Source organism: Mycobacterium sp. 050134 (assembly GCF_036409085.1).
In the GTDB taxonomy this organism is placed as follows: domain Bacteria; phylum Actinomycetota; class Actinomycetes; order Mycobacteriales; family Mycobacteriaceae; genus Mycobacterium.
The window spans coordinates 139,204-150,868 of record NZ_JAZGLV010000007.1 but is presented as its reverse complement, the minus strand read 5'-3'; the positions used below and the strand labels follow the sequence as shown (position 1 = coordinate 150,868).

9 protein-coding genes are annotated in these 11,665 nt (G+C 68.3%); 4 read left to right on the top strand and 5 right to left on the bottom strand.

Features of this window, described 5'->3' with window-relative positions:
* The first annotated feature begins 2 nt into the window (after positions 1–2).
* Genes SKC42_RS10335 through SKC42_RS10325 form a run of 3 tightly spaced genes read left to right on the top strand, consistent with a single transcriptional unit; the run spans position 3 to position 1,743 of the window.
* Positions 3–620, top strand: coding sequence for an Mce protein (locus SKC42_RS10335; protein ID WP_330964209.1), 618 nt, complete (start codon positions 3–5; stop codon positions 618–620).
* A complete protein-coding gene (locus SKC42_RS10330; RefSeq protein WP_330964208.1) occupies positions 617–1,243 on the top strand; it encodes a hypothetical protein in 627 nt (208 codons plus the stop codon). Before SKC42_RS10335 ends, SKC42_RS10330 begins: the two co-directional genes overlap by 4 nt.
* A complete protein-coding gene (locus SKC42_RS10325) occupies positions 1,243–1,743 on the top strand; it encodes a CAP domain-containing protein (RefSeq protein WP_330964207.1) in 501 nt (166 codons plus the stop codon). Before SKC42_RS10330 ends, SKC42_RS10325 begins: the two co-directional genes overlap by 1 nt.
* Before the next feature lie 21 nt (positions 1,744–1,764).
* Here the strand turns inward: SKC42_RS10325 and SKC42_RS10320 are convergent, their stop codons facing one another.
* From SKC42_RS10320 to SKC42_RS10305, 4 genes are all read right to left on the bottom strand, one after another.
* A complete protein-coding gene (locus SKC42_RS10320) occupies positions 1,765–2,367 on the bottom strand; it encodes a rhodanese-like domain-containing protein (protein ID WP_330964206.1) in 603 nt (200 codons plus the stop codon).
* A 75-nt stretch (positions 2,368–2,442) separates the two neighbouring features.
* On the bottom strand, positions 2,443–3,783 hold the full coding sequence (locus SKC42_RS10315) for an MBL fold metallo-hydrolase (RefSeq protein ID WP_330964315.1): 1,341 nt from the start codon (positions 3,781–3,783) through the stop codon (positions 2,443–2,445).
* Positions 3,784–3,982: 199 nt separating this feature from the next.
* A complete protein-coding gene (locus SKC42_RS10310; RefSeq protein ID WP_442932080.1) occupies positions 3,983–4,336 on the bottom strand; it encodes a hypothetical protein in 354 nt (117 codons plus the stop codon).
* Between the two features lie 111 nt (positions 4,337–4,447).
* Positions 4,448–8,617, bottom strand: a complete 4,170-nt coding sequence (locus tag SKC42_RS10305) for a bifunctional nitrate reductase/sulfite reductase flavoprotein subunit alpha (protein ID WP_330964313.1) — start codon at positions 8,615–8,617, stop codon at positions 4,448–4,450.
* Positions 8,618–8,944: 327 nt separating this feature from the next.
* Here SKC42_RS10305 and SKC42_RS10300 point away from each other — a divergent pair, with 327 nt between their 5' ends.
* Positions 8,945–9,412, top strand: a complete 468-nt coding sequence (locus SKC42_RS10300; protein ID WP_330964312.1) for an LppP/LprE family lipoprotein — start codon at positions 8,945–8,947, stop codon at positions 9,410–9,412.
* A gap of 259 nt (positions 9,413–9,671) precedes the next feature.
* Here SKC42_RS10300 and SKC42_RS10295 read toward each other — a convergent pair whose 3' ends face one another.
* On the bottom strand, positions 9,672–11,612 hold the full coding sequence (locus SKC42_RS10295; RefSeq protein ID WP_330964205.1) for an acyl-CoA dehydrogenase family protein: 1,941 nt from the start codon (positions 11,610–11,612) through the stop codon (positions 9,672–9,674).
* Between the last annotated feature and the right edge of the window lie 53 nt (positions 11,613–11,665).

Sequence of the window (11,665 nt, the reverse complement as noted above, 5' to 3'; positions counted from 1 at the left end):
GCATGGCCGACGAACCCGACAACCCAGAAACCGACGAAACGGTCGGTGAGACAACCGAGATCACCGGGGACACCAAACTCGAGGAGGGCGAATCCGCGGCACCCCCCGTACGGTGGCGCGATCGGCTGACCCGCCCGCGGCTTTCCGACGTCGGAGTGGCGCTGGTGGCCGGCGCGGTGGTCGTCGCGGCGATGACGGGGCTGACCGGCTGGCTTGGCTACCACGCCTACCAGAAGCACGAGGCCCAGGCCCGGCGTGACTCGTTCGTCCGGACCGCCCGCCAGGCGGCGGTGAATCTCACGACCATCAACTACACCGAGGTCGAGGCGGACGTGCAGCGGATCCTCGACGGAGCCACCGGGGCATTCCGCGACGACTTCGAGCAGCGGTCCAAGCCGTTCGTCGAGGTCGTCAAGGCGGCCCAGTCGAAATCCGAGGGCACGGTGACCGATGCGGGACTGGAGTCCCAGCACGGTGACGCCGCCCAGGTGCTGGTCGCGGTCGCGGTGAAGTCGCGGACCGCCGGCGGCGAGGAGGCGCCGCGGGAGTGGCGCATGCGCATCGAGGTGCGTGCGGTCGGGGATGACACCAAGGTGTCGAACGTGGTGTTCGTGCCATGACAACTCTCACCGACAAGACCGACACCACGCCCGACATCGACGATGACGATCTGACGACCGAAGACGAAGCCACACAGCCGGATTCGGAGGTGGGCGATGCGGGCGAGGCCTCCTCCGGGGACACCCGCGAGCGGCGGCGCGTCAACTGGAAGCGGGTGTTCGCGTTCGGCCTGCTGCCCGGACTGGCCCTGGTGCTGGCGCTGGCGTCGGGGTACCTCCGGTGGGTGGACGGCTCGGCCGACGACCTGGCGCAGGCGCGCGCCGATGCCGTCCGGGTCGCCGGCGAAGACACCGTCGCCCTGTTGTCCTACAAGCCGGACTCGGTGGACAAAGACCTCGGCGCGGCGCGGGAGCGGCTGACGGGCGACTTCAAGGACGCCTACACCACCCTGACCCGCGAGGTCGTCATACCGGGCGCCAAGGAAAAGCACATCACGGCGGTGGCGAAAGTGATTGCGGCGGCGCCGGTCTCGGCGACAGCGAACCACGCGGTGGTGCTGCTGTTCGTCAACCAGACGGTGACCATCGGCGACGGCACCCCCACCGACACCCAGCCTGTCATCCGGACGACGCTGGACAAGGTCAATGGCCGTTGGCTCGTCTCGCGTTTCGACCCGGTGTGATGAAGGCCCGTCTTCGCGCCGGCGCTTTGCCCGTCGGTGTAGCCGTGTGCGGGGTAGCCGTTTTGGCGGCTCCGGCGGCGCACGCCGACAACAAGAGGCTCAACAGCGCCGTCGTGTCCGCGGTCTACACCATGCAGCACCAGGCGGGCTGCGCGAACGACGTGATCCGCAACAACGCGCTCACGCTGGCCGCCGAGTGGCACGCCGAAGACATGATCAACAACCGAAACATCAACGACGACATCGGGTCCGACGGATCGACCCCGCAGGACCGGGCCAACGCCGCCGGCTTCGCTGGCAAGGCCGCCGAGACGGTGGCGATCAACCCGGCCATCGCCATCAGCAGCCTCGAACTCGTTAATCAGTGGTACTACAACCCCGACGACATGGCGATCATTCGGGACTGCGCCAACACGAACATCGGGGTGTGGTCGGACAACAGCATGGACCGCACGGTCGTGGTGGCCGTGTACGGGCAGCCCGCCGCGCGCCAGCGATGAGTGGGTGCGGGCGGGCCGACGCTAGCTGGCCCGTTGTGCCCCGGACGCCTCGCCCAGCCGCGCCAGGGTCGCCCCGGCATCCGAGGTCGCGCCCCGGTTGTACGGCAACTTCGACAGCGCGGTCGCCATCGCGCACGTGTTGGTCAACGCCGCGAAGGTTAGCCCGCCGCCGATTCCGGCGGCCACCCATTTGAGCCGCGGCACGGCCACGCTGCCCAGGACCGAGGACAGCACCACCGATCCCGCGACGAGGCGCACCTGGCGTTCGAGGTCCCAGCGCTGCACCCCGCGGTCGAGCGGCAAACCCCGGCCCTCCCAGTCGAGAACGCCTCCCTCGAGGACGCGCCCGCCGGTCAGTCCGGCATTGCGCAACACCGTTTGGGCCTTCGTCGAACGTTGTCCGGATCGGCACACCAGCACGACGTCGCCGTGCCCGAGGCGAGCGGCAGTATCAGCGGTGTGCTTCTCGAGCACGTCGAGGGGCACGTTGTCGGATCCTGCGATGTGTGCGGTTTCGAACTCGGCCGGGGTGCGGACGTCGATGATCCGCGGCGCCTTGCGGCCCGAGTCCAGCAGCTCGCGCAGCTCGGTCGATGTGATCACGTCGGCGGTCGGTGCAGTCATGGTCTCCTCCGTTCCTTCCCCGTGGTGGTACCCGAGTACGGCCGGCGACCCGCGGGTTTTCCTCACGCTGAGTCTTTAGACGAGGCCGAGCTTTTCGGCGTTGTCATAGTTGTCATCGATGAGTACGACGCGCAGACGGTGCCGGTCCAGCAGCGCGGCCGCGATCGACGCGCGATAGCCGCTGGCGCAATGGATCCACAGCTCGCGGTCCCCGGGCAGCTCGCCGATACGCCCGGGGAGCTCATGCAGCGCGACGTTGACCGCGAAGCGGACGTGGCCGTCCTCGAATTCGTCGGGCTGGCGCACGTCCAGGACGACGATCCCGTCGTCGTCGAGTACATCGGCGAGATCCTCGAACCCGGCAACTCGGTAGGCCCGCAATGCCTCCCCGGCGGCCAGCGCTCGGATGTCGCCGGTGGCGCTGCCGGTGAGCCGGTCGACACCGATTCGGGCGAGTTCGCGTTGCGCCTCGGCGACCTGGTTGGCGTCGTCCCCGATGAGGGTCAGCGGTGCGCCCCACGCGTACAGCCAGCCCAGATAGTTGACGAACGAACCCGACAGCTCGAATCCGTAACTGCCGGCGAGGTGCCCGGCCGCGAACGCCGTCCGCCCGCGCAGATCCACCACCCATTCGCCGGCGTCGAGTCGGCGGCGGAGCTCCGCGGGGTTCACGGGTTCGGGCGCGGACAGATCTGGCGCCTGCGGCCCGGCACGGTTGAGGACGCCCATGTGCGCGTAGTAGGCGGGGTAGGCCGACAAGTTGGCCAAGAGCTCGTCGACGTACTCTCGCTCGCCCTGGGTGAGCGCCGGGTTCTTTTCGCGTTGGTCGCCGATGGTCGACTCGTCACCGTCGGTGGGCGCGGCTGAACAGAAGCTGCCGAACCCGTGGGTGGGGTACACCGGCGTCGCCGCGGGCAGCCCGTCGGCGAGGCGCCGCACCGAACGGTATTGCAGCCGGGTGAGTTCAGCGGTGTACTCCTCCCCGAGCAGGTCGGTTCTTCCGGTGCTGCCGAAGAGCATCGATCCTCCGGTGAAGACACCGACGCTCTTCCCGGCGTCGTCGCGGAGCACGTAACTCACGTGGTGGTGGGTGTGCCCCGGGGTGAGCAGCACGTCGAGGTGGATGCCGCCGGTGTCGATGCGGTCCCCCTCGCCGACCGCCCGGCGTTCAAACTCGACGTCTTCGCCCGCGGGAAGGACGTATTCGGCGCCGACCGCGCGCGCCAGCGCCAGGCCGCCGGTCACATAATCGTTGTGGATGTGCGTTTCCAGCACGTGGGTGATGCGGAGGTCACCCGCCAACTGTAGGACCCGATCGATGTCGCGCTGCGGGTCGATGACGACGGCGACCTCGCCGTCGCTCGCCAGGTAGCTGCGGTCGCCCAGCCCCGAGGTCTCGATCACCGACACGTCAATCGGGTGTTTGCCGCGGTCCGCCCCCGTCATAGGGCGAACCTAGTCGCCGCCGGAGCGCCGCGCCGGGCGAGCCGGACCCCCGTCGGCGCCCGACGTTGACATTGGCGCCGACGCTAAACGCTCTGGTACTGAAGGAGATTGGCGCAGAGACCGGTCAATTTTCAGGTCCGTGCGGCACTTTCGACCGCCGTGATTCGTTCTATGATGCGCGCGCCGAGCGGGAAAAGCCCTCTTGGCCCGACATGGAATTGGCGGCGTCGCGGATACCCTGCCCGTGGCCTGCGAGCTCGCAGGCGCAGGGCTGCGAGTCGCTCTGCAGCAGCCGCCACAGCCGCGTGCCGCGCTTGCGCATTAGGTGCTGGACATAGACCTTGTCGCGCTGCCGCTGCGAGAACACCATGTCCAGGTTGACGGGCAGTCCCGCCCAGTCGACCGGGTCGGCGCCCGACTGCTGGGGCGGATTGTCACCCGCGGTGTTCTGTCGCAGCCGGCAGTGCAGCGGGCAACCAGTGTGTCCGGTGCCGTGGTCTGGCGCACCATTCTCCCGAGCCACGCCTGCGTCCCTCCTCGAATGCGGAACAGGTCTCAGGCGTATGGTGCGCCGGCGATGTTTCGGCGGCGGATGCGCGACGTTTCGGCCACATTACGGGTTTCGCCGGGTGGCTCAGTACACGTCGCGGTGGTAGCGCTTGTCGGCGCTCAACCCCTGGACATAGGCCTTCGCCGCGTCGGGTTCCAGGTTGCCGTGTCGGGCCGCGATTTCGCAGAGCGCGCGGTCGACGTCCTTGGCCATCGGGTCGGCGTTGCCGCAGACGTACAGGTGGGCGCCGTCCTGCAGCCATCGCCACAGCTGCGCGCCCTTCTCGCGCATCAGGTGCTGGACGTAGACCTTCTCCCGCTGATCCCGCGAGAACGCCAGGTCAAGTTCGGTGAGGAACCCCTCGGCGCGCATCTGCTCGATCTCTTCGCGGTAGTAGAAGTCGGTCGCCGCGTGCTGCTCCCCGAAGAACAACCAGTTGGCGCCGCTGTGCCCGAGCGCGCGGCGTTCCTGCAGGAAGGCCCGGAACGGCGCGATCCCGGTGCCGGGTCCGATCATGATCATCGGGGTGTGCGGGTCGCTCGGCGGCCGGAAGGTGGTCGACGGCTGCAGGAACACGGCGACGGGGTCGCCGGGGGAGCGGTCGGCCAGGTAGGTCGAGCACACCCCGCGGCGCGGCACGCCCTGGAAGTTGAAGCGCACCGGCGAGACCGTCAGGTGAACCTCCGCGGGGCACTCCTTGGGGCTCGACGAGATCGAGTACAGGCGCGGCTGGAGGCGCTTGAGCACCCGCAGCCACTCGTGGGCCGACGCGGAGACCGGCAGTTGTCCCAGCAGGTCGATGGACTGGCGCCCCCACGTCCAATCCGCCAGCGCCCGCTTGTTCTCCGGCTTCAGCAGCTGCGCGAGCGTCCGGTCGCCGGTGCGCTCCTGGACGAACCGCACCAGGTCGCGGCTGATATGGGCGATCTCGATCCGCTCGGTCAGGGCGGAACGCAGCGACATCAACCCGTGCTCGCCGACCTCGACCGGGGTCTGTCCGTCCAGCCCGGTGACGGACAGCCATTCGTCGACCAGTTGGTCGCTGTTGCGCGGCCACACGCCCAGCGCGTCGCCGGCCTGGTAGCTGATCGTGTCTTCGGGGACCCGCAGCACCAACTGCCGCACGTCTTTCGCCGACTGCGGGCGACCCAGCTTGATGTTCTGGGCCATGTCGGTGATCAGGGGACGCTTCTTGGTGTAGCCGGCGGCCCCCGCGTCCTTGGTCGGCCGCGGCGGGGCAGCAACCGGGGCGGCGACGACGGGTGCGGCACCGTCCCGGCTCACCGGCGCGGACGTGCGGGACAGCACCTCGATCACGCCGCTCAACCACTCGCCGGCGGCGTCGTCGTAGTCGGGTTCGCAGTCGACCCGGTCAACGATGCGGCTCGCCCCGAGCTCGGCGAGGCGCGCGTCGAGCTTGCGTCCGTGCCCACAGAAGTCGTCGTAGTTTGAGTCGCCCAGTGCCAGCACGGCGTAACGGGTGTCGGCGAGTCGCGGCGCCCCGTCGGCGGAGAGCGCCCGCCACAGGGCGGCGCCGGTGTCCGGCGCCTCGCCGTCACCGGTGGTGCTGGTGATCAGCAGCAGCTCGCGGGCCGCGGGTAGCTGCGCGGCGTCGAAGTCGTCCATGCTGTGCAACGCGATCGGCAAGCCGGCCTCGGTCAGTTTCGCGGCGATGTCGGCGGCCAGTTGTTCTGCGTTCCCCGTCTGAGAGGCCCACAGCACCACGATCGGTGCGCGCCCGGCGGGCGTTTCGGTCGCTGGCTGTTCCTGGACCGCGGGGGCCGTTTCGGCCTGTCCGAAGAGTCCGGCGAGCAGGCCGTCCACCCACAGCCGGGTCGGAGGGTCGAACGGTGCGCTTTGCGGAAGGGTCGGCACCCCCAGGGCGCCCCGTCCGGCCTCGGCGCGCAGCCCGGTGACCAGGCCCGCGAGGTAGGAGCGGCCGAGTGGACCGAACTGGGGCGCCGGTTCGTCCCCGACGCCAAGGAGGGCGGCCAGGGTGTCCACCTTGCCGGGGTCGATCGCGTTGGCGGGCTCCGGCCGGCCGGACTGTGACGCGTCCGGGGCCGAATCCGGTTCGGCCACTGCGACTTTTGTCAGGGTCACCGCGCAGGCTTTGAACTCCAGCTGATAGGAGACGGGGTCGGCCGCGTCGTTGGTGACGGCGTTGATCGACAGGTATTCGCCGAAGGTGTCGTTCCAATGGAAGGGGGCGAAGCAGTCGCCCGGCCGCACCCGGTCCGTGACGACGGCCGGCACGACGGCACGCCCACGGCGGGAAGCGATTTCGACAAGGTCGCCCCCGGCGATGGTCAGCCGGGCGGCGTCGTCGGGGTGGATCTCGACGAGCGGCTTGGGGTTGAGCTTGTTGAGCTTGGCGACCTTGCCCGTCTTGGTCATCGTGTGCCACTGGTGCGGCAACCGACCGGTGTTGAGCAGGAACGGGAAGTCGTCGTCGGGCATCTCTTCGGGCAGCAGGTGCGGGCGGGGGAAGAACACGGCCCGGCCGCTGGGGGTGGGGAACGCCAGCCGCGGCACGCTGCCGTCCTCGCGGACCAGCCGAGTCTGGCTGACGCCGTCGTTGAGGTAGCGGATCGGGTTGCGGTCGCTTTCGGCGTCCGGTGGGCACGGCCACTGCAGCGGCGTGCGCCGCAAGCGGTCGTAGCTGGCGCCGCGCAGGTCGTAGCCGGTGGTGGGGTTGGAGAACCGCCGGATCTCCTCGAAGACCTCTTCGGCGGAGTCGTAGTCGAACGCGTGCGAATAGCCCATCGCGCAGGCGATCCGGGCGATGAGTTGCCAGTCCGGCAGCGCCTGGCCCGGGGCCTCGACCGCCGGCTGGAACAGCGTCAGGTTGCGCTCGGAGTTGACCATCACCCCCTCGGATTCCGTCCACAAAGCGGCCGGCAACAACACGTCGGCGTACTCGTTGGTCTCGGTCTCGGCGAAGGCGTCCTGGCTGATGACCAGCTCGGCGCTCTCCAGCCCTTCCAGCACTGTCCTTCTATTCGCCACCGTGGCAACGGGATTGGTGCAGATGATCCAGCAGGCCTTGATCTGGCCGTCGGCCATCCGGGAGAACATGTCGACCGTGCCGGTGCCCACATCGGTGCGCAGCGACCCGCGGGGGATGCCCCACTGGTCTTCGACGAAGGCCCGGTCGTCGGCCGACATGACGGACCGCTGTCCCGGCAGACCCGGCCCCATGTAACCCATTTCGCGCCCGCCCATGGCGTTGGGCTGGCCGGTCAGCGAGAACGGTCCGCTGCCCGGCTCGCAGATCGCGCCGGTGGCCAGGTGCAGGTTGCACAGGGCGTTGGTGTTCCAGGTGCCGTGCGTGCTCTGGTTGAGGCCCATCGTCCAGCAGCTCGTCCAGTTCGTGGCCTCACCGATCCAGCGCGCGGCCGTGTGGATGTCGTCGGCGGGGATGCCGGTGATCTCGCTGACGTGGTCCGGGGTGAACTGCTCGAGGAAGCTGGGCATCAACTCCCAGCCCTCGGTGAATTCGGCGATGAATTCGTCGTCGGTGTGCCCGTTTTCGACGATCAGGTGCAGCAGGCCGTTGAGCAGGGCGAGGTCGGTCCCGGGGGCAACCTGAAGGAACAGGTCGGCCTTGTCCGCGGTCGCGGTGCGGCGCGGGTCGACGACGATGAGCTTCGCGCCGGCCTTGACGCGATCCATCATGCGCAGGAACAGGATCGGATGGCAGTCGGCCATGTTGGCGCCGATGACGAAGAAGACGTCGGCGTGCTCGAAATCCTGGTAGGACCCGGGCGGCCCGTCCGCACCCAGCGACAGCTTGTAACCGGAGGCCGCGCTGGCCATGCACAGACGCGAGTTCGCCTCGATCTGGTTGGTGCCGATGAAGCCTTTGGTCAGCTTGTTGGCGAGGTATTGCGCCTCGATGGACATCTGCCCCGACACATACATCGCGAAGGCATCCGGCCCGTGCTCGTCGATGACGGACCGTAACCGCCTGGCGCACTCGGCGATCGCGCGGTCGATGTCCACCTCCTCGGCGGGTTCGTCGCGCTCGGGGCGCAGGTACGCCGAATGCAGTCGGCCCGGCGCTGCGAGCAGGTCCGCGGTGGTGGCGCCCTTGGTGCAGAGTCGGCCAAAGTTGGCTGGATGCTCTTTGTTGCCAACCGACTTGACGACGTGACGGCGGTCGCTTTCGCCCTCTGTTGTGATCTGCAGCACCATGCCGCATCCCACGCCGCAGTAACCGCACATGGTGTTCACGGCGTCGGTCGACACCATGGACTCCGGGGCCACGATTGCGTCCTCCTCCGTTTGCCGTCGCCTGCGCACAGGGCTCTATCGCGATTGTGGGGCAAGGATGTTTCGGTCCGGATGCTCGATGTTTCCGAGCGTTTACGACGACCTCTCACTGGGCCCGGCGGAGCGGTGATGTGATCGTGATGGCTTCGCGATCTCCTCGGGTGTCGTCGCAGGTCATCGTCGACCGGCGGCCCAGCACGACGCTACCCGCGGCACCGGCTCGCAGCGGCCCTGCGACCGGTTCTATGACGAAACGGATGGGACAATCACAGCCTTCGCTAAGCTCACAGCGTGCACCGGCTGACCGTGATCCTGCTGATTTTGCTGGCCGCCGGTTGCGGTGGGAAACCAGCGAACTCGCCGTCGGCGCCCTCGGGCAAATGCAAGGACTCCGACGGGCCCGCGGCCGACACGGTGCGGCAGGCGATCGCCTCGGTGCCCATCGCCGAGCCGGGAACCGCATGGGTCGAGATCGGGCGCGGGCACACCCGGAACTGCCGCCTCTACTGGGTGCAGGTCATCCCCACTATCGCCAGCGAGTCGACGGGCCAGCAGCTGCTGTTCTTCGACCGCAACGCCTCGCTGGGCACACCCACGCCCAACCCCAAGCCGTACATCACCGTGCTGCCGCCCTCGGATGACACCGTGACGGTGCAGTACCAATGGCAGGTCGGCAAGGACCAGCCGTGCTGTCCGACGGGCATCGGCACGGTGAAGTTCAAAATCGGGCCGGACGGCAAGCTGCAGGCGCTCGGCAAGATCCCGCATCAATAGCTCTGGCGGTCAATCTTTTTGCTTCGAATGCCTTGCCAGTTGAGTGTGCATGGTGGGCGTTGAGTGTGCGCCTAGCGCGGGGTTTTCGGCGGTTTGGCCGCGCTGGTTGCACACCCGACGCGCTGGTTGCACACTCGACGCGAAGCCCCCACGGAGGCCCGCTCACCACCCTTTGCACCAAGACGCCGTATCGCCGGGCGCACCAAGTTCACGAGCCTCCGAGCTAGCGAGCACCACGGGCCGCCAAACCGCAATAGCGTCAAACCGGCAAGTTCTCCGGATGCAGCATCTCGGCGTACCGCAACTGCTCGGGAATCCCGAACCCGTCGACGAGCGTCTTCGCGTGCGGCCGCAACAAGCGACAGCGATCGTTGATGCCCCGGGTGACGGCCTTGGCGCGCTCGGTGGACAGGTACCGGTGCTCGATGTACCAGGCCTTGTCATCCTCGATCACCGACAACGCGTACAGGTCGCACAGGACCCCTAGCAGCTCACGGGCCTCCTCGTCCTCGCAGGAGTCGATCCCGGCGACGAACGCCTCGAGCACCACGCGGTCGATGTGCGCCGACGCGGCGTGCAGGACATGGTCCTGCACGGCGTTGAACGCATCGAACGCGGACATCTCCTTGGACTTGCCCTGCAGCCGGCGCGCGACGGACGCCAGCAGGTATTCCTCACGGTCGGAGAACATTTGGATCTGCGTGCCGCGGTTGAACAGGCTGCCCTCCTCCTCGCTGTCCTGGCGGGCGTCCACGATGGTCTGGATGATCGCCTCCGCGGCGGTGCGTTTGACGACGCGCTCGCTGACCGTGCTGGCCGCAAAGCGCACCCACTCGACGGGGCTCATGCTGCGGATGTCGTCGCGATAGGCGGTCAGCAACTCCTTGGCCACCAGCTGGGTCAGCACATGGTTGTCACCCTCGAACGTGGTGAACACGTCGGTGTCGCCGCGGAGCGCGACCAGCCGGTTCTCGGCCATGTAGCCGGCGCCGCCGCAGGCCTCGCGGGCCTCCTGGATCGCGCGGCTCGCGTGCCAGGTGTTGGACGCCTTCAGCCCGGCGGCGCGGGATTCCAGTTCCCGCTGTTCCTCGGCGTCGACGGCGTCCGCGGTCTGGATGTCGTGGCACTTGCTCACCAGCTCGTTCTGCGCGAACTGCAGGGCGTAGGACTTGGCGATCAGCGGGAACAGCCGCCGCTGGTGCACCAGGTAGTCCATGATCACCACCTCGTCGTCGCCGTCGGGCGCGCTGAACTGCTTGCGCTGCAACGCGTATCGGGTGGCGATGTCCAGCGCGACGCGGGCGGCGGCGCCCGCGCTGCCGCCCACCGTGATCCGGCCGCGCACCAGCGTGCCCAACATGGTGAAGAACCGGCGGTTGGGATTCTCGATCGGCGAGCTGTACGTGCCGTCCGCCGCGACGTCGCCGTACTTGTTCAAGAGGTTCACCCGAGGCACGCGGACGTGGTCGAACACGATGCGCCCGTTGTCCACCCCGGGCAGGCCACCCTTGTATTCGCAGTCTGACGTCGTCACCCCGGGCAGGTCGTTGCCGTCGGCGTCACGGATCGGGACCATCAGGCAGTGCACGCCGTGGTTGACCGGCTCGCCGTTGTCGGTGGTGATCAGCTGCGCGAAAACCGCTGCCATGGTGGCGGTTTCGGCGGCACCGCCGATGTAGTCCTTACGGGCCGTAGGCGTGGGGGAGTCGATCACGAACTCCTCCGTCTCGGCGTCGTAGGTGGCGGTGGTCTCCAGCGACTGCACGTCGCTGCCGTGGCCGGTCTCCGTCATCGCGAAACAGCCCCGCAACTCGAGGCTGATGATGTCCTTGACGTAGGCCTCGTGGTGACGCTCGGTGCCCAGGTTCTCGACGGCGCCGCCGAACAGTCCCCACTGGACGCCGGCCTTGACCATCAGCGACAGGTCCGACATCGCGAGCATCTCGATCATGGTGATCGCCGCGCCGATGTCCCCGGTGCCGCCGTGCTCCTTGCGGAAGTTGTCGGCGGCGGCGCCGAAGGCGGCCATGATCCGCATCTGCTCGGCCACCTTGGTCCGGGCGATCACCGTGTTCGGGGTGTAGTGCGGGCGGAACAGGTCCTCGCTCATCGTGGCCCGCAGCTGGTTCTTCACGTCGCGCCAACGCCCGTCCAACGCGTCGCGCAAGTGTTCGGCAGTGGTCTTCGTCTCTGGCGCCATAATCCGACCGTAACCCGCTGGCGGCGTGGCCTAAACAACGTCGACGAAACCGG